We start from the raw sequence: 25,793 nt of genomic DNA on the forward strand, positions 1-25,793 counted from the left end.
AACACTCTCATGATCACCCGCCAACTTGGCCATCAAGGCCCACACGTCAGCGCCATCGGCTTGGGCTGCATGGGCATGTCGGATTTCTACACCACCGGCGCGGATGAGCCAGAGGCAATCGCCACGCTCCACCGCGCCGTGGAACTGGGCGTAACACACTTCGACACCGCGGACATGTACGGGCCGCACACCAACGAGCAATTGGTGGGACGGGCGTTGCGCGGCAAGCGCGATGGGATTTTTCTGGCGAGCAAGTTCGGCCTGGTTCGCAGCGACGATCCACATGCCCGGGGCGTCGATGGTCGCCCGGATTACGTCCGGCAATCGATCGACGGCAGCCTCAAGCGGCTCGGAACCGATTACCTGGATCTTTACTATCAACACCGAATCGACCCTCAGGTGCCGGTGGAAGAAACGATTGGCGCCATGGCCGAATTGGTCAAGGCCGGCAAGGTGCGCCACATCGGCATTTCGGAAGCCAGCGCCGAGACAATCGAGCGGGCCCATGCCGTGCATCCCCTGGCGGCGGTGCAAAGCGAATATTCGTTGTGGTCCAGGGAGCCGGAACACAACGGCGTGCTCGAAACCTGCCGACGCCTGGGAATCGCTTTTGTCGCCTACAGCCCGTTGGGGCGTGGTTTCCTGACGGGCGAGTTGAAGACGCCGGAGGACTTTGCCGCCGACGACTATCGGCGCTTCAATCCGCGTTTCGAGGCCGACAACTTCTATCGCAACCTCGCCCTGGTCGAACGAATCCGGGCCATGGCCGAGGACAAGCACATCAGCGCCGCGCAACTGGCCTTGGGCTGGGTACTGGCCCAGGGAAGCAATGTCACCGCGATCCCGGGCACCAAGCAGCGTCGGTACCTGGAAAGCAACGTCGCCGCCGCCAGCGTTTTCCTGAGCAGCGATGACTTGAATCATCTGGACGCCATTTTCGCCCCCGCAGGCGCCGTGGCCGGCGAGCGCTACAGTGCCGAGGTGATGACCTTGCTCGACGGCTGATCCTCACACCCACCGTGGCGAGGGAGCTTGCTCCCGCTCGGCTGCATAGCAGTGGCAAACAGCCGACGCGGTCTGCCCGAAGACCGCCGGGGACGGCTTCGCCGGCCAGCGGAAGCAAGCTCCCTCGCCACGGGTTATTCGATAGATGGAGTCATCGCGATGCGAGCGATTCTTGCTTACTGGAGATCCTCTGCTATGACTTAACCCCGTCACTTTCAGTATGTGAGGCAAGGGAATGTCAGCCGCCAAGAAAATGAGCGTGGGGCAACTCACCATGCTGACTGCCGTCAACATGCTGGGATCCGGCATTGTCCTGTTACCCACCAAGCTCGCCGAAGTCGGCGGCATCTCCATCCTCTCCTGGTTGATCACCGCCACGGGCTCCCTGGCGCTGGCCTACGCGTTCGCCCGCTGCGGCATGCTCAGTCGAAAGACCGGCGGCATGGGCGGATACGCCGAATACACCTTTGGCAAATCCGGCAACTACATCACCAACTACACCTATGGCCTATCGCTGCTGATTGCCAACGTGGCGATCAGCATCACGGCCGTCGGCTATATCCAGACGCTTTTCAGCATCCAGCTCGACTCGCTGCAAGTCGGCCTGGCAACCATCGCCTTGTTGTGGCTGACCACCTTCGCCAATTTCGGCGGCGCAAGCGTTACCGGCAAGATCGGCGCCGTGACCGTATGGGGCGTCATTGCCCCGGTGGTGCTGGTGTCGACTATTGGTTGGTTCTGGTTCGACAGCAGTGTCTATGCGGCCGGTTGGAACCCTCACGATAAACCCTGGTACGAAGCGGCTGGCGCATCGGTGGCGATCACGCTCTGGGCCTTCCTAGGCCTGGAGTCGGCGTGCGCCAACGGTGACGCGGTGGAGAACCCCGAGAAGAACGTGCCGATCGCCGTTCTCGGCGGGACGCTCGGGGCCGCTGTGATCTACATCGTCTCGACCAACGTCATCGCCGGTATCGTCGACAACGCCGAGCTGGTGTCCTCCACCGCGCCGTTCGGCCTGGTGTTCGCCAAGATGTTCACGCCCCTGGTGGGCAACATCGTCATGGGGCTGATGGTGCTGGCGTGCGTCGGCTCCCTGCTCGGCTGGCAGTTCACCGTCGCCCAGGTGTTCAAGAGTTCGGCGGACACGGGTTACTTCCTGCCGATCTTCGCCAAGGCCAACAAGCATGGCGTGCCGATCATCAGCATGTTGATCCTGCTGGCGATGCAGACGGCGATGGCGCTGCTGACCATCAGTCCCGACCTCGCCAAGCAGTTCGATACGCTGGTGAACCTCGCCGTGGTGACCAACCTGGTGCCGTACATTCTCTCCATGGCGACGCTGGTGACCCTGCAGAAGGTTTCCAATGTCCCGGCGAACAAGGCTCTGGTCACCAATATCGTCGCAGGCATCGCCGCGGCCTACAGTTACCTGGCGCTCTACAGCTCGGGCGAACAAGCGCTGATGCTCGGCGGCGTGGCGGTCATCGTCGGCTACACGCTGTTCGGTTACGTCAATACCCGCCTGATCCGCCTGGAGGCCATGAACAACAGCGTACCGACCCAGACCGTCGCGGCGCAGCACATCGTTGGCGAGCCCATTCCCGTCAACCACTTGAAGCCGGCTAACCTGGAGGCATTGCCATGACGGAACATCGAAATCTATTGGGGATGCTGGCCCTGCTCGTCTCCAACGCACCCGACAAGCGCAGCGTATTCGGCCGGGCCCTGATCCAGCTGATCAGTGACGTAGAGGATCGCGCCGTCAGCGTGCTGACTTCCGAGACCCTGAGCGATGCCAAGTCGATCCTCAGCTCCGACCCGGCCATCCAGTGCGTGCTGCTCAGCTGGGAAATAGACACCAGCGAAGACCATCGCGAATGCATCGACCTGCTGACCGCGCTGCGCGAGCGCAACACCCGGGTGCCGGTGTTCCTGATCAGTGATCGCAGCACCGCGTCCAACGTGCCGTTGATCGTCATGCAACACGCCGACGACTTCATCTGGCTGCCCGAGGACACCAGCCGGTTCCTGAGCGGGCGGATCCTGGCGGCGATCGAACGTTATCGCCAGGCAGTGTTGCCACCGATGTTCGGCGCCCTGCTGAAATTTGCCCGCAGCTACGAATATTCATGGCACACGCCGGGCCACGCCGGCGGCACGGCCTTTCTGAAAAGCACGGCGGGCCGGGCATTCTATGAATTCTTCGGGGAAAACCTGCTGCGCTCGGACCTGTCCATCTCCGTCGGCGAGCTGGGTTCGCTGCTCGACCACAGCGGCCCCATCGGGCAAGGCGAGCGTTATGCCGCCAAGGTCTTCGGCGCCCATCGCACCTACTACGTCACCAACGGGTCATCGATGTCCAACCGCGTGATCCTGATGGCCAGCGTGACGCGGGACCAGATCGCCTTGTGCGACCGCAACTGTCACAAATCCGCCGAGCATGCGATGACGCTGTCCGGGGCAATTCCGACCTACCTGGTGCCGACTCGCAACCGCTTCGGCATCATCGGCCCGATCCTGCCGCAGACCCTCAGCGCCGAGGGCGTGAAGGCCGCCATAGCCAGCAATCCGTTGGTCAAGAGCGACATCGACCCGACACCCGTGCACGCGATTATCACCAACTCCACCTACGACGGCCTGACCTACAACGTCACCCGTGTCGAGGAACTGTTGGGGCAAAGCGTCGATCGCTTGCACTTCGACGAAGCCTGGTATGGCTACGCGCGCTTCAACCCGCTGTACAAGGACCGCTTTGCGATGCACGGCAGCCCGGACGACCACGACCCGTCGAAACCGACCGTGTTCGCCACCCAGTCCACTCACAAGCTGCTGGCTGCGCTGTCCCAGGCGTCGATGATCCACGTGCGCAATGGCCGCAATCCGATTCCCCACGGGCGCTTCAACGAGTCGTACATGATGCACGCCTCGACCTCGCCCAACTACGCGATCATGGCCTCGTGCGATGTCAGCTCGGCGATGATGGAGGCGCCCAGCGGGCAGATCCTCACCAGCGAGGCGATCGAAGAAGCTGTCGCCTTCCGGCAGGTCATTTCCCATATGCAGAGCGAGATGTTCAGTCACGACGATTGGTTCTTCTCGTGCTGGCAGCCGCCGATGGTGCAAGTGGACGGGCAGTCGATCGCCTTCCATGAGGTCGATCCAGCGCGGCTCAAGGCCGACCCCGGTTGCTGGGTGCTGCACCCCAATGAGGTCTGGCACGGCTTCGGCGACATTGAAGACGGCTACTGCATGCTCGATCCGATCAAGGTCTCGATCCTGAGCCCTGGCATGGGCGACGACGGCAATCTGCTGGACTTCGGCATCCCGGCCTGTGTACTCAGCGCCTACCTGGGCACGCAAGGCATCGTGGTGGAAAAAACCACCGACTTCACCATCCTGTTCCTGTTTTCCATCGGCATCACCAAAGGCAAATGGGGAACCCTGGTCAACGCCCTGCTCGACTTCAAGCGTGACTACGACGCCAACCTCGAACTGGAGCTGTGCCTGCCCGACCTGTTGAGCGCCAACCAACAGCGCTATGCCGGCATGGGCCTCAAGGACCTGGCCGAAGAGATCTTCGCCGCCATGAAAAAAACCAAGACCACCGCAGCCATGGCCAAGGCTTTCGGCACGCTGCCGCAAGCGCAGTTCAGCCCCGTGGGGGCCTATGAAAAACTGGTCAGAAACGAAATCGAGCAGGTGACGCTGGACGAGGCCGCCGGTCGGATCGCGGCAACGGGGATCGTGCCGTATCCACCGGGCATCCCCCTGTTGATGCCAGGGGAAAATGCAGGCCCATCGGACGGACCCTTGCTGGCTTACCTCAAGGCTCTGGAGAGTTTTGACCGGTCATTCCCTGGCTTCACCCATGACACCCACGGGATCGAAAATGACGGCGGCGTCTATCGGTTGCTGGTGTTGAAACAGGACGCGGCGGACCGTTAGCCGATTGGATCGAGGATGTCATCGAGATTCGCTGGGCTCACGCCAGCAGCTCGTTGATCCACCGCACCTGCCGCGCGACCTCTTGTACTTTTTCTTCAGCCACGGCCTGCTCCGCCTGGGCGAAATTGGCCAGGGTCTTGTGCTTGAGGCGCAGCATGCGTTGCCACTTGGCCAGGAATACCGGGCTGCGGGCCTGCATTTGCAGCGGGCCGAAGTACAGCTCCTCGGCGCTGTACATCACCGGCCCGTCACGCTCGGCGACGATGATTTCATAGTAGAAGCGGTTTTCTCGCAATACGTCTTCGCACAGGATGCGGTAGTCGTTGTCCATGAGCCATTGGCGCAAGGGCTGTTCGCCGCCATTGGGCTGGAGGATCAGGCGTTCCCGACCGCTCAGGCGACACTTGCCGCTGTCAAGAATGTCGCGAATCGTCTCGCCGCCCATGCCGCACAGACTGATCGCCGTGATGCCGTCCGCCGGTTCGATCGCCGCCAGGCCGTCGGCCAGGCGCACGCTGATCCATTCGCCCAGGCCGCTTTCACGCACGGTGCGCTCAGCCGCGCGGAACGGCGTCAACGCCACCTCTACCGCCACCGCCGCCGCGATCACCCCACGCTTGATCAACGCCACCGGGAGGTAGCCATGGTCCGAGCCGATATCGGCCAGGCGCGCCCCTGTCGGCACGAGCCCCGCCACGCGTTCAAGGCGCATGGACAATGTCTGTTCGTTCAAGCGTTCAATCCTGTTTTGCGTTGCTTATGCTGTCGCTGTCTTGGCGGGGCGCCCACTTTATCAGCGATGGAATGTAAAAGTTGCTACCGGCCACGCTTGCGACAATGAACTGAGGCATTGCTCGCATAACGAAGCAGCCGCCGATGCCCGGCACGTGTTTGGGTCTATGCTTGTCTTGGGTTCGCCAGCAACAGCGAACCGTTGATCAGGAGAACACGTGAAGTATTCGATGCCTGCCGCAGTGCTGCTCAGCCTGTTGCTCGGCCCGGCGACCGCACACGGGCAATATCAGGTCGTTACCGAGGAATGGGCACCCTACAACTATGTGGAGAACCATCGGCTCACCGGCATGACCACGGAAATCGTCCGGGCCATCATGGCGCTGACTGGCGATCATTTCGAGATGTCGGTGCAACCCAGCATGCGCGCCACGCAGATCCTGAAGAACAGGCCCAAGACCATCATGTATTCGCTGTTCCGCACACCGGAGCGTGAGCCATTGTACAAATGGGTCGGCCCGATCGTTGAGGAATCCATCCACGCCTACCAACTGGCCGGCTCGCCGCCGATCAACTCTCTCGAACAACTGCTGCGCGCTCCGCAGATCACCACGCGGCACGCGGGCCTGGTGCCGCAGACGTTGCAATCGCTGGGTTTCAATAACCTGGACAAAAGTGCGACCGAAAGCAGGCTGCTGTACCGCATGCTGCTTGCCGGACGAACCAGCATCATCGTCGGCGACACCGCGGCCGGGGTGGCGTACTACAGCCGCCAATTGGACATCGCGCCGGGCACCCTGCGCAAGATTCCCATCGAGCTTTACCGCTCGTCGCTGTACATCGCCTTCAGCACAGACAGTGACGACGAACTGATCACCGCTTGGAGCAACGCGCTGGAGCAACTGCGCCGGTCCGGCGAATTGGCGCGTATCCAGCAACGCTATGAGCAGCCTGCCCAGCCCTGAAGCAACGCGCCTGAGTCACGGCTCGCCGGCGATGCGTCTCACCCTGTGGCAATCCCCCGGTTGCAATTTCTGGCCGCTCAATGCGCGGACCTCGATGGGCATCAACGGCTCGCCAGAGGCGTTGTCCAACAGCACCGACCGCGTCTCGTGCTCGGCGAACAAAAACCGTTCGCCCCACTGCCGCAGGCTGATCACGATTGGAAAGATTTCCTGGCCTTTTTCCGTCAGGACATATTCCTTGTAGGCGCTTGCGTCCGATGCGGGCTGCACGCGCAATACACCGACTTGAACCAGGCCTTTGAGGCGCGATGCGAGGATGTTCTTGGCAACGCCTAGGCTCTTCTGGAATTCGCTGAAGCGGCGAATGCCGTCGAAGGCATCGCGGATGATCATGAGCGACCAGCGGTCACCGATGATTTCCAGTGTTCGGGCTACCGGGCATTCGCTGTTAGGCGATGGGGTGTTTTCTGACATTGGGTTTCCTGTTTGCTGACGCAGGGGAGTAGCTCCACCAAACTAGTTGCAAATTAAAACCCATTCAAGCAAAAATCCAATCCGGTTTTTAATTGCCACCAGATTGGAAAGCGCACATGACCGCACACATCATCCCAAGCCAAGGCCTGTCCCCAGCCCTCACATCCCTGTTATCCATCACCTGCGCACTGGCCGTCGCCAACGTCTACTTCGCCCAACCCCTCCTAGCCTCGATGGCCGAGAGCCTGGGCGTCGCTCCCGCCTCGATCGGCATCGTGGTCACGGCCACCCAGCTTGGATACGCATTGGGCTTGCTCTTTATCGTCCCGCTGGGCGACAGGATCGACGGCAAACGGCTGATCCTGACCCTAGTGACGTTGTCCGTGATTGCATTGGCGGCCGTCGGCGCATCCCAGCATTGGCTCATCCTCCTGGGCGCCATGATCACCACGGGCCTGCTCGCGGTCGTCGTCCAAGTGCTGGTGGCCTATGCAGCCGTGCTATCGGCACCGTCCCGACGAGGCCAGACCGTCGGTACCCTCACCAGCGCAGTCGTGATGGGCATACTTCTGGCGCGATTCATCTCGGGGTTCATCGCCGACCTCGCCGGCTGGCGTGCGGTTTATTTTGTGTCGTCGGGACTGATGCTGATCATCGCGACGGTGTTCTGGAAAGTGGCACCCACCACGGCGTCACCGGGAAATCGGCAGCCCTATCCAGCCCTGATCCGCTCGCTGTTCCAACTGTTCATGACCGAACCGCTGTTACGAATCAGGGGGCTGTTCGCGCTGCTGATCTTCGCCGCGTTTTCCGTCCTCTGGACCGCCATGGTCCTGCCGTTGAGTGCCCCGCCATTGTCGCTTTCCCACACCGCCATCGGCCTGTTTGGCCTGGCCGGGGTTGCCGGCGCGCTGGCGGCTCGGAGAGCCGGTCGCTGGGCCGATCGAGGCCTGGGGCAACGCGTGACGGGTCTTTCGCTGGGTCTGCTGGTGCTCTCATGGCTGCCCATCTCCTTCGCCGAAAGCTCCCTGATCGCCCTGGTCTTCGGCGTGGTCTTGCTCGACTTCGCCGTACAAGCCGTGCATGTCACCAACCAGAGCCTCATCCTCGCCGCACGCCCCGACGCGCAAAGCCGCATGGTCGGCGCCTACATGTGTTTCTACTCGATCGGCAGCGCACTGGGTGCCGCCGCCGCGACCCAGGTCTATGCGCTATGGGGCTGGGCCGCGGTCAGTTGGCTGGGTGGGTCGATCAGTGTTGGAGCGTTGGGTTTGTGGGGCGTTTCGATTCATCGGGGCGGGTGCGCTGAACAGAAATCGGCGTGATCGATAACTTGTGCGCGGCGAGCTGCGAGGCGCTTTCGATCAAGGCACCGACTCACCCTTCACAAATGCTACAGTCGCGCTCCAATATCGAGGGAACGCCATGCGCATCATCGGAGCGGCTCTAACCATCGCAATGCTGACCGGCTGCGCAACGGCCAACGAAACCTTTGGCCCCGGGTCGCTCTGCGGTGTGCAGCCTTATTGCGGTACGTATTTCGATTATCAGGTGCTCAAGGAAGCGGCGACGGAGGATAACGCGACGTACGCCAGTGCGTTTGCGCCGCTCGCGGCCATCGATCTGCCCCTCAGTTTTGTCGCCGATACGCTTATCCTGCCCTACACCATCTTTCACATAAGGCCGGCGGAAGAATAGCCGTCGCCTCCTCCTGTTCTTACAGTCGAAAGCGCTGCTGGATCGCTTTGCCCAACAGATCTACCGCTTCATCGGCGTGTGAGGCCTGGGAGCGCACGAACACCACTTCATGATCGGGCACCACCGGCAAACCCTCGAGGATGCGCATGTTCTCCGTCACCCGGGCGCGGTCGATCAGGCTGATTCCCAGTCCGGCTTCCACGCATGCCTTGATGGCCTGGTTCGAGGGGCTCTCCAGGACGATTCGCACCTTGCGCCCGCTTTGCCGCAGCGCCTGCAGCATGACTTGGCGGTAAGGGCATTGCGCCGCATGCACGGCCAGCGGGAGCGGGTCCGTCGCGCTCGGCGCCCCATGGGTCGCGCCTACCCAAACCGGCGTGGTGGTGACCAGGATCTGGCCCGCCGCCTCAGGCTGGTCCATTGGCTGGGTGAGTACGGCGGCCTGCAGTTTTGCACGTTGGACATACTCGCGCAGTGCATAGCTGGGTGCGGTCTTGAGTTCGAGGACCACGTTTGGCCAGGCTGCGGTGAATGTCGGCAGAATGTCGCGAATGACATGATCGGCGTATTCGTCCGGCACGCCCAGGGTGACGCGCCCCGCCAGCCGTGTCCCGTGTAGGTCGGCGAGCACGCGGTCATGGGTCGCGAGCAGCTCCGTGGTGGACACGAGCAGGCGCTTGCCCAAGGCAGTCAGGGAAACCGACTGATTGTCACGGTCCAGCAAACGTCCCCCGGCGACTGCTTCCAATCGCTGGATGTGCACGCTCACCGCCGCCGGGCTCTTGTGGAGCTGCTGCGCCGCGCCGCTGAACTTGCCCAGGCGCGCGACCGCATGAAACGTCCGGATCAGTTCGATATCCAGTATGGCTGTCATGATTCAACCTTTTTAAACCAGTGCTGCACGATATTTTGATTTATTAGATTAGTCGGCTTTCGTAGCCTGTGACCATGAACCCGACCAAATCGATCACCCGCTCGTTGCCGCCCAGTGCGTATTGGCTGATTCCGTTGCCCTTGCTCGAAGCGGCATTACTCGTGGCCTGGAGCTCCGGCTTCGTCGGCGCGCGATTCTCCATCGATTACGCCCCGCCGCTGCTTGTGGTGTTCTGGCGTTGCGTGCTGGTCACGCTCCTGCTGTTTCCTTTCGTCGTCCGGCAACTGAGGCGTGCCGCCCTCGTCACCCTCCTGAAAAACGCCGGTATCGGACTGCTGGCGATGGCGGGTTACCTGGCTGGTATTACCCAGGGCATTGCCTGGGGTGTGCCCGCTGGCCTGGCCGCCTTGTTCGCCGACTTGTTGCCGATGGGTCTGGCGCTGATGGCCGCGGGTATCCTGGGGCAGCGCATGGCGCCGCGGGTCTGGGCAGGTTTGTTCATAGGCCTGACGGGCGTTGCCCTGGGCACCCATGGCGCGCTCGGGTGGGGCAGCGCCCCGTTGTGGGTCTACGGGCTGCCACTGCTGGGCATGTTGTCGCTCGCTGCGGCGACGCTCTGGCAAAAACACCTGCCAGCCTCGCAATCCATGGGCCTGCTACCGAACCTCTGGTTGCAATGTTGTGTCTCGGGCCTGGCCTTTGCCCTGATCGAAGGCGTGCAAGGCAGCCTGGCGCCGATCCCCAGTACCGGGTTCGCCCTGAGCGTCATATGGACGGCCGGATTGTCGACGATGGGCGGCTATGGACTCTACTGGCTATGCCTGCGCCGGGCCTCGGCGACCCGGGTCGCCAGCGTTCTTTACCTGAGCCCGCCCATCACGATGGTATGGGCCTGGGCGATGTTCGACGAACCGCTGTCGTGGCAAATGGCGCTGGGGATGGCGGTGTCTGCTGTCGGGATCGGATTGGTTGTGCGAGGGGAAGCGCGTGAGGCGCGGCGCAAACAACCTCACGGAACGGCTGCCGAATCGGAAACCGCCGGGTAGGTCAGCTTCAGTTCGGAGCGTCGTGCCGCCGGATTCAACGCCGCCCGGGTCGCCTTGTCCTTGTCCATGATATGGAAGACGTCGACACCGCGAATCAACAGGTAGTCGGTGATGATGCGGCGATGACAACGCCACCAGACCGCTTCCGCACACATGATGGCGCATCGGCGTGCCTGGTTGAGCGCAAGGAGGCGGTCCAGGCCCGTCTCGAATTCGTCCGACAGCGCGTAATCCGCATAATTGTGGAAACTGCGGTTTTCCCAGAATCCGTTGACCTCATCGGCTACCGCCCTGGATTTTTTTCGCAGGCCGCCCAGCTCCCGTATCTGCTCATGCTTCAACCCGTGCTGCTCCAACAGCCCCGCAAGCGTATCGAGGTTGTATTGAGGATTCGTTCGGGATCTCGGAACAGTCCTGACGTCTACGATCATCTCGACATCGAAGCTTTTTACGATGTCCACGAATTGCTCGAGGGTGCGGGTCGAATGACCGATCGTGTAGAGGCTGGGTTCTTCCATGACGGATCCGGATTCAGCTGAGCGTTTTTATAGGAACAACTGCGCCGCACGTTAGTTTCCCAACACGCCAGTCACAAAAGCCCGGGCACGACAACATGCCCGGGGCTTTGCAGAGCGCGCAATCAAGCCGGTTGCTTGAGCGTGTCGTACGCCTCCAGCGACCGCAGCGAGTAGATATAAGCTGCGCCAGCATTCAACGAAATAGCGGTTGCCAGGGCGGCGGCGACTTCTTCGCGGCTGGCGCCGGCCTTGATCGCGGCATCGGTATGCACGCCGATGCAACCGTCGCAGTGAGTGGTGATCGCCACAGCGAGGGAAATCAACTCTCGAGTCTTGGCGTCGAGTACATTATTTTCGCTGGCTGCTTCGCCAAGGGCCATATAGGCCTTGACCATTTTCGGGTTGCTGCGGCCCAGGGCACCAAAGGCTTTCTGGATGGTAGGCAACAATTCGGACCAATTATTGAACATGGCATTAACTCCTGAGTGGGTTGGGTGTACTGTTTCAACGCCCTCAGTTTTCCACTTGGGTGCGGGTCGGGTTTGTTCGATCCGCTCAGCTTTTGTCGCGAAACGCTCAAATGAATGCCATCGATAAACTCATCAGCCTGGCGAACGTGCGCGGCAGCCTGGATCTGCGTTGCCAGTTCCAGGGTGACTGGGCCCTGCACCGCGAACAGCAAGCCCTCGGCAATGCGCCCTACCACATCGTGCTGGCGGGTGAATGCCGGGTGGAGTTCCCCGACGGCCAGCGCTTGCCCATGCGCGCCGGCGACATCCTGCTATTACCCCGGGGCGCCCGACACGTCATGCACAGCCCCGGAAAAACCGTGGCGCCGACCTCGCCGAAAATCATCAACGGAGGCACGCTGCCGGTCCACCGCATCGGTGGCGCCAGCGCGGAACTGGACATGATCTGTGGCGGATTCCACTTCAATCGTGCCTCGCTGCTGTTCGCATCGCTGCCTGAGTACCTGGTGATTCCCAGCGGCGCGCTGCCCGCCAATGGTCCGCTACAGGGGCTGGTGGAGGTGATTCGCGCCGAAGCGGACGACAACAAGGTAGGCGCGCGATTTTTGCTGGATGCGTTGTCCCAGGCTCTGTTCACCTTGATCCTGCGGGCGCACCTGGCCAATCACGGCCAGGACAGCGGCTCGCTTGCATTGTTGACTGACAAGCGCCTTGGCCGCGCCTGGCAGGCGATGCTGGATGACCCCGCCCATGACTGGACCATTCGGGGCCTGGCAGAACTGGCGAGCATGTCCCGGGCCAACTTCATGCGCGCGTTTGTCAAAGTGGCCGGCGTCTCGCCGTGGGTGCTGTTGACCCAGGTGCGCATGGAACTGGCGTTCAGCCTGCTGAGCCATTCGCATCTGGGCTTGAGCGATATCGCCGCACAGGTCGGCTATCAATCCCAGGCGGCGTTCAGCAAGAAATTCAAAGAGGCCTATGGCGAGGCGCCGGGACGCGTAAGGCGAACGATCTAGTCAGCTTGCATCGCCGGCTTCAAACCTCCAATACCAAAGGCTCGCTGCCCTGGGCCGGTACCGCGCAACAGATCAGCACTTCGCCGTCGGCCACGGGCTCGGCGGGTTGGGTCAGGTAGTGCACCTGACCTTGGGTCATGCGGGTTTTGCAGGTACCGCAGGAACCGCCACGGCAACTGAATTCCGGATTCAGGCCGCGGGCCTCGGCAAGCTCGAGCAGCGTCCCGCTGCCGGGTTCCCAGCGGGCTTCCTTGGCCGAACCGGAGAACAGCACTTTCACCGCCTCAGTCGCCGCCGGCACCTGTTCGGCGGCCGGTACGCGGACCTCGATATCGCGCACCAGCGTAGACGGACCAAAGGTTTCAGCATGAATGCGATCATCCGGGATACGCAGCTTGCGCAGGCCGTCGTAGAGCGCCTGGGTAAACGTGCCCGGACCGCACAGGTAGTAATCGTAGTCGTCCAGCGGCAGCAGTTGCTTGAGCAGCGCCACATCGATTCGTCCGGCCACGTCATAACCCTGCCCGGGTTTGCCGTCGGCGGGCGGTTGGCTGACCAGGCGCAGCACTTTCACTTTGTCACCGGCACGCGCCACCAGCTCATCGATTTCCTCGCCAAAGGCCAGGTCGGCCACGTGCCGGGCACTTTGCACCAGCCAGACCGGACGCATGCGGCTGATGCGTTTTCCTTGATAGACCACCTCGCGCAGCATCGACAACAGCGGCGTGATGCCAACGCCCGCCGCCAGCAGCACCAACGGCCGGCGCTCGGTGGCGTCCACCGTGAAATGACCTTGTGGCGCCCGGGCTTCGATATCGTGGCTCGCCTGGATCTGCTCATGCAGATGCGAAGAGACCGCGCCGTCACGCTTGACGCTGATGCGCAGGAAATCATCCGAGGGCGCGCTGGACACGCTGTACGTCCGGATCGAAGGCACGCCCTGCCCCTCCAACAACACCCGCACGGGCAGATGCTGCCCGGCCTCGAACCGGGGCAAGCCGGCACCGTCGGTGGTTTGCAGATAGAACGAGCGGATGTTGTGGCTTTCGTCCACCACTCGCGTGACTTGCAGCGCACGCCAATGGGTACGCAGGGCCTCGGCCTGCAAGCGTTCGGCAGTCTGTTCCCAGTTGCCGGTCATCAGTGAATTGGGCGAGTCGCCTTCAGCCTGATCCTTCCAGCGCAACGGTATCGCCGTCGAACGGTAGACCACGCGCTGCGGGGTGAACCGCAATAACCGTTCGGCGCCCTGGAACGCGGCGATCTGCGGGTCTTCCAACACCACCTGCGCCGAACCACTCATCTGCAGCAGGTCGCCGGTCTGGAAATCGACGAACACCAAGCCTGCGCGGGGGTTCAGCAGGATGTTGCCGAGCGTGTTGAAGAACAGGTTTCCAGAAAAATCCGGGATGGTCAGCGTCCCGTCCTCGTCCATGCGCACGAAACCGGGCTTGCCGCCGCGATGGGAGGCGTCGACCTGCCGTTCACCGTCGCGTACCACGTAAGTGGCGATGTAGAACGAGTCTGACGCGGTGACCAGACGACGAACCAAAGGATCGGCTACTTCCAGCTCACGTGAGGGAGCAGGCTGCTCATCGACGAAGCGGTATTGGCGCAGATTGATGTAACGCGGGCAGTTGCCATAGGCCTGGGTCACCGAAATCTCCAGGCCCTGGTCAAGCTCGCGGCGCACCACGCCGTTCATGCGATTACGCCGACGGGTGTGCAATTCGATACCCAGCATGCCGATGGCGTCGCCCTCGCCCAGCCCTTCTTGTGCCGGGTCTTCAGGCTGCGCATCGAAATGGATATGCAGCGTTTCAGGATCTGGTGAATTCATGAAGCCGGGCTGCCCGGTGCGCAGAGTCGCCCAGACATCGCCCTGACGATCCACTGCCCCAAGCACCACAAACGGCAATTGCCCGTAGAACTCCCGATGCTGGTCCGGCATCCAGGTACGCGCCAGTTGTCGCTGACCGACGCCGGCCATCATCTCAACCGCCCCGACGGAGCGCTGCAAGGTCAACTCCCCTTCATGCCAGGGCGAAGATTGTGCTTTGGTGGCTTCGTTCATCAGCTACTCCTCGCGCCCCCCGTTTTGCAACGGGGTTGAATGCGCATTGGTCAGGGAGGGTCCATCACACCGATGGCGAACGGTGCATGAGGTGGAGCCATCTTCTGCCCAAAGCGGTGGCGCAGGAATACGCATGGATTGAAATCCACTGTTTCATTAAATGGAATGACCCTTCAAAGCGCTGCGCCGTCGACTCGACTTATCTTGTCGGTTGCCCTTGTCTGCCTGACAGAGCGCCCATAGATTAGAGTCCACGTCTCGACGCCAGCCATAGCGCAAACGTGTCGTGGCTTCGTCCCGGAACAAGTGCACTCAACGATAAGGTACGTTCATGAGCCAAGCGTCTTACGTTCCACCCAAAGTCTGGAAACACGAGGCCCCCTCGGGTGGCCACTTCGCGAGCATCAACCGGCCTGTCGCCGGGCCGACCCACGAAAAAGACTTGCCGATCGGCGAGCATCCTTTGCAGCTCTATTCGCTGGCAACGCCCAATGGCGTGAAAGTCACGATCATGCTCGAAGAGCTGTTGGCCCTCGGGCACACCGGCGCGGAATACGACGCCTGGCTGATTCGCATCGGCGAAGGCGATCAGTTCTCCAGCGGCTTTGTCGAGGTCAATCCGAACTCCAAGATCCCAGCCCTGCTGGACCGCAGCGTCGAGCCGCCGACCCGTGTGTTCGAGTCCGGTTCGATCCTGCTGTACCTGGCGGAGAAATTCGGCGCTTTGCTGCCCAGCGATCTGGCCGGCCGCACTGAAACCCTGAACTGGTTGTTCTGGCAGATGGGCTCGGCCCCTTACCTGGGCGGTGGTTTCGGCCATTTCTACGCCTACGCGCCGGACAAACTGGAATACCCCATCAATCGCTTCACCATGGAAGCCAAGCGCCAACTGGATGTCCTGGACCGTCGCCTGGCTGAAAACCGCTACCTAGCCGGCGAGGCATACACCATCGCCGACATCGCGGTCTGGCCTTGGTATGGCCAACTGGTGCGGAACAACGTGTACTCGGCGGCCGAATTTCTTAGCGCCCATGAGTACACCCATGTGCAGCGCTGGGCGGAGGAAATCGCCCAGCGGCCCGCAGTCATGCGCGGACAGCGTGTCAACCGGACCTGGGGCGATGAGGCGAGCCAGGTGCCGGAGCGGCATCGGGCGCAGGACTTGGGCTAGGCAAGGCACCATGGCGAGGGAGCAAGCTCGCTCGCCATGGAAGCTCTGCTATACCCCCGGCATGGGGTATTTCAGTCGTAGAACGGTTCGACCAAGGTACGGCTGCCGACGAAAAAGCTGTCCGCCACCAGGCGCAGCGGTTGCAGGTCCATGTCGCACGCCTTGTCATTGATCAGTTGCTGGAAGTGCCGGTACACCGCCGCGTACTCACCCTCCTGCGACACGACCTGGCGCACGCCGTCGATGCTCAGCAGCGCACCGCCGTTGTCCAAGCGCAAAGTGCCTTCGGCGCAACGAATCTCGATGCTCCAGAGCTCATCATGACCATGGTCGAAATCGAACTCCGCGCGGATATCGAGACCGCGCGCGTCCGACATCTTGATGCTCGCGGCGATGGGCGACTGGCAGTTGTCGGGAACCCGCAGTTCGGCCGACTCGACGAACAATGACAGCGGCAACAGGTGGGTGGCGATGGACAAGGCGTTGATGCCCGGATCAAACACGCCCAGGCCGCCGGGTTGCCAGATCCATGCCTGGCCGGGGTGCCATTTGCGCACGTCTTCCTTCCAACCGATCTGGACGCTTTGCAGCGTGCGGCTGGCAAGCCAGTCGCGGGCCGCCTCGATGCCGGGCGCATAACGCGAATGCCAGGCGAACAGCCCGCTGACGCCTGCCGCATGCGCCTGGTCCACCAACGCCATGGCCTCGCCCAATGTGGCGCACGGCGGCTTTTCCACCAGGACGTGTTTACCCGCCTCCAGCGCCTGCCGCACCAGCTCGAACCGGCCCTGGGGCGGCGTGCAAAACGCGACCGCATCGACGCGCGGACCTTTGTCCAGCAGCTCCCCCAGGGACTGGAAGTTCTCCACTCCAGCGCAAGGCTGCCCTTGGGTCGCGACCGCCACCAACTCGAAAGCAGGGTTGGCGCGGATAGCGGGCACGTGTTGGTCCTGGGCAATTTTACCGTAGCCCACCAGACCGAGACGGATCGGTTGCATCGATGACTCCTGACTTTTGTACTTATGATGGGGCAGCAAACTAGACGTAAAACGCTTGTCGGACAATGGGCTCGTGGCCCGTTGCAGCATCTTATGTCTTGGCGGGGGCTTTGATGACCTTGGCGATGCGCTCCAGGAAGGGGTCGAGCCGCTCATGGGGTGCATCGTGTTCCACCACCAGCGCGGTGACTTCTTCACACGTCGCCACTTGGTAATGAGCAACGCTGGACAGCTTCTGGTTGGTAACCGCCACCACCACCTGACCGCTCGCCGCGACCACCGCACGCTTGAATTCGGCGTCATCCAGGCCAAACGCCGTCACGCCATTGTCCGGGTCGATGGCGCAGGCACCGACAAAACACAGGTCGAAATTGAACTGGCGCAATTGCTGGACGGCCGCCAGCCCGATCGCACCACCGGCGACAGGGTTCAGACGGCCACCGAGCAGGATGACCTCGGCGTTGGGCAGTTTCATCAACTCCACCGCGATCAAGGGCGAGTTGGTGCTGATGGTCAAGCGCAGCGCTGGATCGATGGCACGGGCAATCGCCAGGTTGGTCGACCCGGCATCGAGAAAGACGTGCTGACCGGCGCTGAGCAACGACGCCGCCGTCCGGGCAAGGTCGTCCTTGCGCGCCGGATCCTGATGGATCCGAACGTCTATGGGCGCTTCGGCCGCCGGCAGGCGAATCGCGCCGCCATAGACGCGCTTGCACAAGCCTGCCGCCGCCAATGCCCCTAGATCCCTGCGGATCGAGTGTTCGGATACATTGAATTCGCTGGCCAGGTCCGCCGCGATGACCCGGCCATAGACGGCGAGTCGCTCACTGATCAAGCGTTGGCGCTCGCCGGGAAATACTTCGTGAGTGGCGCTCATGACATCACAACCTGCATAAACGAGCATGAATAAACATAAACGAGCACAATATGCCGGGTCTTGTTCGGGTCGTCAAACCCCCGCCGCAGCCCAGGCTGAATCACCTTTCGTCACCCTCTCCCGCCGGGTCGCTGAACAGCGCCCCGTGACGCCAGTCAACACAAGGTCGGTTGCGTCATTTCGTTAACGAGCGACTTCCTCGGTCGCCGAGGATGGAACTATGAACACTGCAATCATTGCGACCCTGCTGAGCGTCGCCCTCTCATTGAGCGTCAACGGTGCCCAGGCCGCGGAAACGAAAAAAGTCGATGTGCTGCTGGTGGGCGGCGGCATCATGAGTTCAACCCTGGGCATATGGCTCAACGAGCTAGAACCGGGCTGGTCGATGGAAATGGTCGAACGCCTGGATGCCGTGGCCGAAGAAAGCTCCAACGGCTGGAATAACGCCGGCACCGGCCATTCGGCGCTGGCCGAGCTGAACTACACGCCGATGGACGACCAAGGCAACGTCAACATTACCAAGGCCATCGAGATCAACGAGGCCTTCCAGATCACCCGGCAGTTCCTGGCGTGGCAGGTCAAGAGCGGCGTCTTGAAAAACCCCCATTCGTTTATCAACTCCACCCCGCACATGAGCTTTGTATGGGGTGACGACAACATCAAGTTCCTGCGCAAACGCTACGAAGCGCTGCAGGCGAGCCCCTTGTTCCGCCCAATGCAATATTCGGAAGACCCGGAGCAGATCAAGAAGTGGGTACCCTTGATGATGGAAGGCCGCGATCCGAATCAAAAGCTCGCGGCCACCTGGGCGCCGATCGGCACCGATGTGAACTTTGGTGAAATCACCCGCCAGTACGTCAGCTATCTGCAAAGCAAACCCAACTTCAGCCTGAAGCTGTCCAGCGAAGTGCGCGACATCACCCGCAATGACGACGGTACCTGGCACGTTGAATACAAGAACCTCAAGGACGGCGAAACGAGCGCCACCGACGCCAAGTTCCTGTTTATCGGCGCAGGCGGCGGCGCCCTGCATCTGTTGCAGAAGTCAGGCATTCCAGAGGCTGACGAATACGCGGGCTTCCCGGTCGGCGGCTCGTTCCTGGTCTCCGAGAACCCCAGCGTTGCCGAACGACACATGGCAAAGGCCTACGGGATTGCGTCCACCGGCGCGCCGCCGATGTCGGTGCCTCATTTGGATACGCGGGTACTGGACGGCAAGCGCGTCGTCCTGTTCGGGCCATTTGCGACCTTCTCCACCAAGTTTCTCAAGGAAGGTTCGTACTTCGACCTGTTCACCAGCATGACCACACACAATGTCTGGCCCATGACCAAGGTCGGCATCGAGCAATACCCCTTGGTTGAATACCTGGCCGGCCAGCTCATGCTGTCGGATGATGATCGTTTCAAGGCCTTGCAGGAGTATTTCCCCCAGGCCAAGCAGGAAGACTGGCGCCTCTGGCAAGCCGGCCAACGGGTGCAGGTCATCAAGCGCGATGAGGAAAAAGGCGGCGTGCTGAAGTTGGGCACCGAAGTGGTGGCCTCCCAGGACGGCAGCATCGCCGGCCTGCTTGGCGCGTCCCCTGGCGCATCGACGGCGGCCCCGATCATGCTTGAAGTGATGCAACGGGTCTTCAAGGACAAGGTCGCCTCCCCGGCCTGGCAGCAAAAGCTGCACCAGATCGTGCCCAGCTACGGGACACGCCTCAACGACGATCCTGACCGTGTCTACGAGGAATGGAAATACACCAGCGACGTGTTACAACTGACACCGCCACCGGATATTCGTGGCAACAGTGAGCCGAAGGCTCCGACCAACAGCGATCCGGTGGGCCAGAAGCACAGCGACTCCGACCCGGACCTGGCGCTGTGAAGGAGGCCTGGCCGGCACGGGCTAGAACCATTCCCGGTGTTCCTCAAACGCCGCGCGGACCAGCGCCGCCAGCCGGGCAACTTCTTCCCGGTGTGCTTCGTCGCCGTGCACGGCCATCCAGACCTGCATCGTCATGTCACGGCCGAACAACTCGGGTAGCGGCTGCAGGTTTTTTTCGAGCGCGCCTACGTAATGCGGCAGCAGGCCCACGCAAGCGCTCCACTGGATCATCTGGCGCATCAGTTCATAGGAATTCACGTGGGTGACGCCAGAACGACGCGCCTCGACTGCTCTATTCCAAGGCTGCAGGGAAGCAATGTCCGCGTGGCTGTGCAGGCTCACCAACATGTAGTCCTGCAGTTCGACCAGGCTGCGCGGGCGGCTCGCTTCCCGTGAATAACGCTTGGCGATGTGCGGAATGTATTCCAGTTCGGCGAGACAACTGAGCTCGGCCACCGGAAACGACAGCGTCGGAGCCACGACTTGCGAGTCGGCGAGCCAGACGATGACATCCGCCTCGACCGGTTCGCTGTCGAGGCGCAGCAGGTTCAGGCGCACGTTGGCGTGCTGGCGCAGGAAGCCGAGCAGGTCGCGATTAAGGATGTCATGCAACAAGGGCTCCGCCATGGCCACACGAACCAGCGCCTGGTCCTCCTCGGACGTGCCGGGCAATGCCAGCAACGCACGGTGGGCCAGCAACTGGCTGCGCAGATGGTGACCGTCCTGGCTGAGCACCAGCGCATTGCCTCGGTGCTCGAACAAAGGACGGCCGTATTGGCTCGATAGCCGCGAAAGTTTTTTGCGCAACAACGAAGCTTTGACATTGAGGCTCCGCGCCGCCTGCATAAAACAGCTGCAACGGGCCGCCACCAGGAAGAACTCCAATGCCTGGAGATCCTTGAAGCCGTTCAAGACATCGGTACCTACCGAGGTGGCCTGCCGCGCACACTCGTGAATGAGATCAACCTCCTCCAACGCCATACGCCCTCCTCCCTAAGGTGACCCTCGAATTGCCGGACCGCTTAACGAACAGACTCCAATGCCTGATTCAGTTGCGCGCCATCGATGCTCAGCGTTGCCTTGCTCACCAGCCCTTCCATATAGGCCCTGGCCACTTGTTCCTGGCGCTGATTGCGCAGCGCCTCGCGCAGTTGTTCACGAACTTCATCCAGGCTGGCGGCGCGTGCCGGCTGCATGTCGGTCAGTTTGAGGATGTGAAAACCCGCCTGGCTACGCAACGCGTCGGAGACGCTGCCGACCCGTTGTCGGCTCAAGACTTGGCGCATCTCCGGCACATATTGCTGCAACGGTTGCAAGCCGCTGTCACCGCCCCGTTGGGCCGTCGCCTGGTCCTCGGAAAACTGCCGGGCGAGGTCGGCGAAATCCGCGTTGGGGGCCTGGGCACGACGAGCCAGCTCGGTGGCTTTCTTGCGCAGCGGTTCTTCGTTGGCTCCCGGCTCAACCGCGATGAAAATCTGGCTGACTCGGTACAGCGCCGGGCTTTGCAGCTTGTCCTTGGCGCTCTCGTAAGCCTGTTGCAGGGCTTGGTCATCCGGATAGTCGGCGGGGACCTGGCTGACGGATTGCAAGTAAGTGCGCAGCAAAATCTGTTCGGTAGCCGCGCGGGTCATCTGTTGGATGTCCGGACGCTCCTGCCAACCTTGGGCGTCGGCCTGCTGCAACAGGGCTTTCTCTGCCAGGCGCGCTCGGACCCACCCCTCCAGCGCACCACGATTGCCGCGCAGCTGCTCGCGCACCTGCGGTGTGAGCGCGCTCAACACAGCGTTGAGCTCGGCGCTGCTCAGTTGCAGTTCGCCCAGACTGGCCACGGCCGGTGCAGCCTCGGCCGGGGCTCTGGCGGGTTTCGGTTGTGCCGCAGGCACCGAGGCTTGGGATACGCCGTCAGGGTTGGAGATCACCGTCAGCACAATGCCGCCGAGCATCAGGACAGCCGCACTGATGCCAGCCAGTCTACTAAACCTGTTCATCGCAATCAGACCTCTTCGACCGCAGCTTCCTGCGTTACATCCGCACCGTCTTTGTGCTGCTCGCGTGCGTGCTGGCTGTAGTCGCGCAGGTACACCACGAACTCTTGCAACAGGCGGTCCCAGAGCTCCAGCACGCCACGCACGTGGTCTTCACTGACACCGGCGGCAACGATGGCATCCATTTCCATCACCAGGAAATCGCCCTGGCGACTCAGGCGGGCAAAGCGGCGGCTGGCATTCCATACCTGGACCAGACCGTCAGGCAATTGGCCCTCGATGCGCAACGCGCAACTGAACGTGAAATCGACAAAGCTGCCCTCGGTGGCGGCCGGGTTGCCGAAACGCACGGCAAAACCAATGCCCTGGCTGGCGCTCAACAACTGAACCACGGCGCCTTGCTCGGTACGATTGACACGATAACCGGCGGCTTGCAGTAATTCGCCCAGTTGCTCGGGAGTGGTGCTATGGATCAGTGTCTGTGCGGTCATGACAGGATGTTCCTTATGGTCATTTTATCAATGGTTAGTTGCCGGCAGTGGTCTTGGCGGCATCGAACTGGGTCTGGTACAGCGCATCGCCGTAGCGCTGCGCCAATTCTTCGAACTTCACCCGTGCCCCACTGGCGAAGGGTTGGCGGATCTTCAATACGTCGCTGACCTCGATGTTTTCGTAGGCAGTGAGGATCTCCTTGGCGATGCCGTACATCTCTTGGTTTTTCGCCACGCACTGCTGCACTTCACTGTCCCGACTGGTCAGGCTGGCTTGCAGCGTGGCGCGCGCTGCCTCTATACCCCGTGCGCGGCCCAGCAGCTCTTCATAAGCTTGTTTGAACTTGCCGACCTGCTCGGTACTGGCCGCGATCTGCGCCTGGGCGCTGCTGCGTACGGCGTCCTGTTGCGCGCCCAGTTGTTCGCTCTGGCTGCGGGCCTTGGCGAGTTCGGCGGTCAGTTGCTTGATTTGCGCTTGTGCCGCGCTCAGCTCGGTTTGTGCTGCCTGGCGCGCGGCGGCGCCTTGCGCCTGTTCGCTCTGCAAGGTTTGCAGCTGTTGAGTGGTACTGCGCAACTGGGCACGCAGGCGTTCTTCCAAGGTTTGCGCCGATGCGCCCAGGGCTGCACCGAGCCCCAACAGCAGCACCACGGCGTGGATCGCGGGATGAAATGACTTTTTCATGCTATCTCTCCCGGCGCTAGAAGCGCGTGTTGAGCTCAAGTTGCAGAACGTCGATATCGAACGGCGCGCCGTAGACTTCTTCGCTGCTCAACCAGCGCGCGGTCGCGAAGACGTTGTCTTCGATGCCGTAGTTGCCGCCGAGGAAATAACCCTTGGCGTTGGTGCCGCCGAGGTGGAACGAGGAGTCGTTGAAGCCGTCCGGCAAGGCGTCCGGCTCGATGTATTTGTAGCCGGCGAACAGGTTCCAATCGCCGCGCTTCTTCAGGTCCAGGGAACTGCCCAGGGTGAACTGCAGCATCCAGGCGGTATCGCCGCTTTCGATGTCACCGTTTTCGTCCACGTTGTTGACCAGCGCACCGGCCGAGCGCTTGCGCATCTTGCCTTCGTCGTAACCAAGGTTGACCAGGTAGTTGCCTTGGCTGCGCAGCTTGAGATCGTCGAACAGCAAGGTGTCCCACACCAGGTTGAGGTCAAGCACGTTGAACTCCGAGGCCAGGCCCACGAACTGTGGCTGCGGCGAGGTGGTCGGCGCGGAAGGGTCAGGCACCAGGTTGCGCAGTTCCATCAGGGTGTTGCCCTTTTGCATGAACGCCGGACGCGTTTCGTCACTGTCACAGGCCGGCGCGCCGTCGTAGATAGCGCAAGGGTTGGAGCGCCGCCCTTCGATGTCGTCAAACTGGTAGTAAGCCAGTGCCCCTTTGATGCTGTTGTCCGGCGCAAACGCCCAGGTCGCGCCAAGCTGGGCGCCGTAGAGCCACTTGTTCTCGCTGTCTTCCTTGTTGAAACCATCGCTCGACGCGCTGTCGGAGCTGTACTCCACCGGGAACGCACCGAGGGTGCCGAACATTGCCAGGTCGCGGCTCAACGGGTGATTGAACGAGCCGGCCAAGCCGTCGAAATTGAGGTCGTTGGAATACAGCAGATCGGTGGACATGAACGGGTTGGGCATGCGCCCGCCGGTGAAGCTCAGTTCCTTGGTGGGGCGATAGTTGAGGTAGCCCTGATCGAGCCACAGGTCCTTTTTGTCAAAGCCGCCGCCAAGGGTCTGGGTGGTGGAGACAGGACTGCTGTCCGATCCCGTGCCCAGGCGGATAGCCGCTGTCCATTGCGGGGAAAGCGCCGCCCGCATACCCATGCGAGCCCGCAGGCGCAGCATGTTCTCGCGGTCTTCGCGGGTATTGAGCAACGGCGGAAGTTGCGAGCCGCTGTTGGGGTTGACGTCATAAGGCCCGCTGTTGTTGAGCTCGGCGAAGTCGACGATCTCGTTGCTGTTGCTGCCCGAGTAGAAGCGCGACTCGTTGCGCAAGCGCACGTCGCCTTCAAAGGTGATGCGTGAGACCCAGTCGGGGAAGGTGTTGGGCTGGGCCCAGTTTTCCTGTTTGGCCTGGGCGATCACTTCGGCTTTCACCTGGTCGCGAATCTGTTCCCGAACGATGGCCGGCACGTATTGCACCCGCACCTCCCCCGGCGCGCCGGGCGCTGGCACCGGCGCGGCAGTCGCGGCGGCCTGCCGGGCTTGCACGGCCTCGGCTTCGGCCTGATCGATCAGCGCTTGCGCCTGGTCCTGCTTGAGCACGCCTTGTTGCACCAACAGGCGAATCAGATTGACCGTCGCGTTCTGCGAGGGTGTCTGCGCCAACGCGCTGCCCGCCAGGCTGGCGATCACCAGGCCGACGCCCAGCGCCACTCGATTGATTTTGCAGATCATGAACACAACTCCTAATGGTCTCTTGTCGACCCGGCTCAGCCCGGTCGGCGTCCTTGTAGGCGGATACGCACCGGCACCTGCAACGAGGCGGGTGGACGTTCCAGATGGGGTGAAGCGCGCAAGGTCGCCAGGACCTTGGCGTCGAGTTCGGCATCGCCACTGCTGCGTCCCAGCTCCACGCGCGTCACGCGACCGGCCTGGTCCAGCCAGACGTCGGCCTCCAGGCGGAACGCCAGGTTGCGCAGCTCGGGCGACTCGCGCAGCAAGCGTTGGAAGCTGTAGGCGAGGAACTGGCTGTAGGTGCCGTTGCCGAGGCGTCCGCCACCAGCGCCAGCCATCCCGCCGCCCTTGCCCGCGCCGATATTGAAAGCGTCGGAGCCAGCCTGGGCGTCGCTGTCCATTTGCATCGGGTCAGCCAAGTCCTCGGCGGGTGAAGGCGGTGCTTCTTCCTCCGGCTTGACTTCCTCTGGTTCGGGCGTGGGTTCGGGCTCGACGATTTTTTCTTCCACCGGCTTTTCCGGCTCCGGCGGTTTTTCCGGGGGCGGCGGCGGAGGTGGCGGCAACGGAATGATCGCGGGAATTTTCGGCGCCTCGCGACGGATGCCGCTCATGTCGTTGGCCCATGACCACAGCAGCCAGGCCAGGCCCGCCCCCACCAGCAAACCGACAGTCCACTGCAATACGCGGCGCACCCTGCCGGTGCCGTCCCGCTGTCGTTCCAGGTGTTCGTTTTGCGGCTGTTCAGGAAAAGACGTCATGACTCAGCCCTGGCTCGGTTTGCCGGTGACCAGGCCCACCTGGGACAACTCCAGGCGGCGCAACAGGTCCAGCACTTCAACGACTTTCTGGTACTGCACGGCCGAGTCACCGCGCACGATGATCGGAAAATCCGGGCTCTGGGCTTTCTCGATGCGCAAGCGATCTTCCAGTTCGTTAAGGGTGACCGGGTAAGCATCGAGGAACACCTGGCCGCCATCATTGATGGAAATCGCCTTGGTCTTGGGCTGCGAAAGCGAAATGGTCGAGCTGGCCTTCGGCAGGTTGATCTGGATCCCGGAGACCTGGGCGGTGGCGGTGAGAATAAACATCACCAGCACCACCATGAGCACATCCACCAGTGGCGTGATGTTGATGGTATCGACGGCGGCATCTTCGTCGTCGTCCGAGGCGCTATTGAGGTTGGCCATGGTCGCT

25 protein-coding genes are annotated in these 25,793 nt (G+C 62.0%); 10 read left to right on the forward strand and 15 right to left on the reverse strand.

Annotation, left to right across the window (positions count from 1 at the left end):
* Nucleotides 1-9 precede the first annotated feature (9 nt).
* The 3 genes from M1D68_RS13500 to M1D68_RS13510 all read left to right on the forward strand — a co-directional run bounded on the left by M1D68_RS13500 (nt 10) and on the right by M1D68_RS13510 (nt 4,950).
* Entirely contained in the window at nt 10-1,005 is a 996-nt protein-coding gene (locus M1D68_RS13500) for an aldo/keto reductase (RefSeq protein ID WP_457967064.1), read from the forward strand.
* A gap of 235 nt (nt 1,006-1,240) precedes the next feature.
* A complete protein-coding gene (potE, locus tag M1D68_RS13505) occupies nt 1,241-2,650 on the forward strand; it encodes a putrescine-ornithine antiporter (protein ID WP_434559073.1) in 1,410 nt (469 codons plus the stop codon).
* Nucleotides 2,647-4,950, forward strand: coding sequence for an Orn/Lys/Arg family decarboxylase (locus tag M1D68_RS13510; protein WP_457967067.1), 2,304 nt, complete (start codon nt 2,647-2,649; stop codon nt 4,948-4,950). The genes potE and M1D68_RS13510 overlap by 4 nt, the downstream gene beginning before the upstream one ends.
* A gap of 37 nt (nt 4,951-4,987) precedes the next feature.
* Here M1D68_RS13510 and M1D68_RS13515 read toward each other — a convergent pair whose 3' ends face one another.
* Nucleotides 4,988-5,683 carry a tRNA (adenine(22)-N(1))-methyltransferase gene (locus tag M1D68_RS13515; protein ID WP_457967069.1) on the reverse strand — a complete coding sequence of 232 codons (696 nt, stop codon included), beginning with the start codon at nt 5,681-5,683 and terminating at the stop codon, nt 4,988-4,990.
* 217 nt (nt 5,684-5,900) lie between these two features.
* On the opposite strand from M1D68_RS13515, the gene M1D68_RS13520 reads away from it, so the two are divergent.
* Entirely contained in the window at nt 5,901-6,647 is a 747-nt protein-coding gene (locus M1D68_RS13520; protein ID WP_420763779.1) for a substrate-binding periplasmic protein, read from the forward strand.
* Between the two features lie 15 nt (nt 6,648-6,662).
* Here the strand turns inward: M1D68_RS13520 and M1D68_RS13525 are convergent, their stop codons facing one another.
* A complete protein-coding gene (locus tag M1D68_RS13525; protein ID WP_420763778.1) occupies nt 6,663-7,121 on the reverse strand; it encodes a winged helix-turn-helix transcriptional regulator in 459 nt (152 codons plus the stop codon).
* A gap of 116 nt (nt 7,122-7,237) precedes the next feature.
* Here M1D68_RS13525 and M1D68_RS13530 point away from each other — a divergent pair, with 116 nt between their 5' ends.
* Nucleotides 7,238-8,446 carry an MFS transporter gene (locus tag M1D68_RS13530; protein ID WP_457967072.1) on the forward strand — a complete coding sequence of 403 codons (1,209 nt, stop codon included), beginning with the start codon at nt 7,238-7,240 and terminating at the stop codon, nt 8,444-8,446.
* A 100-nt stretch (nt 8,447-8,546) separates the two neighbouring features.
* Nucleotides 8,547-8,819: a YceK/YidQ family lipoprotein gene (locus M1D68_RS13535; protein WP_434559085.1), complete on the forward strand. Its 273-nt coding sequence runs from the start codon at nt 8,547-8,549 to the stop codon at nt 8,817-8,819.
* A gap of 19 nt (nt 8,820-8,838) precedes the next feature.
* Here the strand turns inward: M1D68_RS13535 and M1D68_RS13540 are convergent, their stop codons facing one another.
* A complete protein-coding gene (locus tag M1D68_RS13540) occupies nt 8,839-9,693 on the reverse strand; it encodes a LysR family transcriptional regulator (RefSeq protein ID WP_434559087.1) in 855 nt (284 codons plus the stop codon).
* A 74-nt stretch (nt 9,694-9,767) separates the two neighbouring features.
* On the opposite strand from M1D68_RS13540, the gene M1D68_RS13545 reads away from it, so the two are divergent.
* On the forward strand, nt 9,768-10,739 hold the full coding sequence (locus M1D68_RS13545; protein ID WP_457967074.1) for a DMT family transporter: 972 nt from the start codon (nt 9,768-9,770) through the stop codon (nt 10,737-10,739).
* Here the strand turns inward: M1D68_RS13545 and M1D68_RS13550 are convergent.
* The gene (locus M1D68_RS13550) at nt 10,703-11,257 is read right to left on the reverse strand and encodes a DUF488 domain-containing protein (protein ID WP_457967076.1); all 555 of its coding nucleotides are present in this window, start codon (nt 11,255-11,257) and stop codon (nt 10,703-10,705) included. The two genes, M1D68_RS13545 and M1D68_RS13550, sit on opposite strands and share 37 nt — an antisense overlap.
* Nucleotides 11,258-11,379: 122 nt before the next feature.
* Nucleotides 11,380-11,727, reverse strand: a complete 348-nt coding sequence (locus M1D68_RS13555) for a carboxymuconolactone decarboxylase family protein (protein ID WP_030140590.1) — start codon at nt 11,725-11,727, stop codon at nt 11,380-11,382.
* A gap of 110 nt (nt 11,728-11,837) precedes the next feature.
* Here M1D68_RS13555 and M1D68_RS13560 point away from each other — a divergent pair, with 110 nt between their 5' ends.
* On the forward strand, nt 11,838-12,743 hold the full coding sequence (locus tag M1D68_RS13560; RefSeq protein ID WP_457967078.1) for an AraC family transcriptional regulator: 906 nt from the start codon (nt 11,838-11,840) through the stop codon (nt 12,741-12,743).
* A 19-nt stretch (nt 12,744-12,762) separates the two neighbouring features.
* On the opposite strand, the gene M1D68_RS13565 is transcribed toward M1D68_RS13560, so the two are convergent.
* On the reverse strand, nt 12,763-14,817 hold the full coding sequence (locus M1D68_RS13565; protein WP_457967080.1) for a 2Fe-2S iron-sulfur cluster-binding protein: 2,055 nt from the start codon (nt 14,815-14,817) through the stop codon (nt 12,763-12,765).
* A 331-nt stretch (nt 14,818-15,148) separates the two neighbouring features.
* Here M1D68_RS13565 and yghU point away from each other — a divergent pair, with 331 nt between their 5' ends.
* Entirely contained in the window at nt 15,149-15,988 is an 840-nt protein-coding gene (gene yghU / locus M1D68_RS13570; RefSeq protein ID WP_434559097.1) for a glutathione-dependent disulfide-bond oxidoreductase, read from the forward strand.
* A gap of 71 nt (nt 15,989-16,059) precedes the next feature.
* On the opposite strand, the gene M1D68_RS13575 is transcribed toward yghU, so the two are convergent.
* Both M1D68_RS13575 and M1D68_RS13580 read right to left on the reverse strand, forming a co-directional pair.
* Nucleotides 16,060-16,986, reverse strand: a complete 927-nt coding sequence (locus M1D68_RS13575) for a Gfo/Idh/MocA family protein (RefSeq protein WP_457967082.1) — start codon at nt 16,984-16,986, stop codon at nt 16,060-16,062.
* A 91-nt stretch (nt 16,987-17,077) separates the two neighbouring features.
* The gene (locus tag M1D68_RS13580; protein ID WP_420763770.1) at nt 17,078-17,863 is read right to left on the reverse strand and encodes a DeoR/GlpR family DNA-binding transcription regulator; all 786 of its coding nucleotides are present in this window, start codon (nt 17,861-17,863) and stop codon (nt 17,078-17,080) included.
* 220 nt (nt 17,864-18,083) lie between these two features.
* Between M1D68_RS13580 and mqo the strand changes: the two genes are divergently transcribed.
* Nucleotides 18,084-19,733 carry a malate dehydrogenase (quinone) gene (gene mqo, locus M1D68_RS13585; RefSeq protein WP_457967085.1) on the forward strand — a complete coding sequence of 550 codons (1,650 nt, stop codon included), beginning with the start codon at nt 18,084-18,086 and terminating at the stop codon, nt 19,731-19,733.
* A gap of 21 nt (nt 19,734-19,754) precedes the next feature.
* On the opposite strand, the gene M1D68_RS13590 is transcribed toward mqo, so the two are convergent.
* Genes M1D68_RS13590 through M1D68_RS13620 form a run of 7 tightly spaced genes read right to left on the reverse strand, consistent with a single transcriptional unit; the run spans nt 19,755 to nt 25,786 of the window.
* Nucleotides 19,755-20,714, reverse strand: coding sequence for a LysR substrate-binding domain-containing protein (locus M1D68_RS13590; RefSeq protein WP_457967087.1), 960 nt, complete (start codon nt 20,712-20,714; stop codon nt 19,755-19,757).
* Between the two features lie 41 nt (nt 20,715-20,755).
* Nucleotides 20,756-21,721, reverse strand: coding sequence for a peptidylprolyl isomerase (locus M1D68_RS13595; protein WP_434605981.1), 966 nt, complete (start codon nt 21,719-21,721; stop codon nt 20,756-20,758).
* A gap of 5 nt (nt 21,722-21,726) precedes the next feature.
* The gene (locus tag M1D68_RS13600) at nt 21,727-22,209 is read right to left on the reverse strand and encodes a YbjN domain-containing protein (RefSeq protein ID WP_457967089.1); all 483 of its coding nucleotides are present in this window, start codon (nt 22,207-22,209) and stop codon (nt 21,727-21,729) included.
* A 34-nt stretch (nt 22,210-22,243) separates the two neighbouring features.
* Entirely contained in the window at nt 22,244-22,891 is a 648-nt protein-coding gene (locus M1D68_RS13605) for a DNA repair protein (protein ID WP_434559109.1), read from the reverse strand.
* Nucleotides 22,892-22,907: 16 nt separating this feature from the next.
* On the reverse strand, nt 22,908-24,599 hold the full coding sequence (locus M1D68_RS13610; RefSeq protein WP_434559111.1) for a putative porin: 1,692 nt from the start codon (nt 24,597-24,599) through the stop codon (nt 22,908-22,910).
* A gap of 35 nt (nt 24,600-24,634) precedes the next feature.
* Nucleotides 24,635-25,357 carry an energy transducer TonB family protein gene (locus M1D68_RS13615; protein ID WP_434647676.1) on the reverse strand — a complete coding sequence of 241 codons (723 nt, stop codon included), beginning with the start codon at nt 25,355-25,357 and terminating at the stop codon, nt 24,635-24,637.
* 3 nt (nt 25,358-25,360) lie between these two features.
* Nucleotides 25,361-25,786: an ExbD/TolR family protein gene (locus M1D68_RS13620; RefSeq protein WP_434559115.1), complete on the reverse strand. Its 426-nt coding sequence runs from the start codon at nt 25,784-25,786 to the stop codon at nt 25,361-25,363.
* Nucleotides 25,787-25,793: the final 7 nt, after the last annotated feature.

The sequence above is a fragment of the Pseudomonas sp. R4-84 genome (assembly GCF_054130985.1).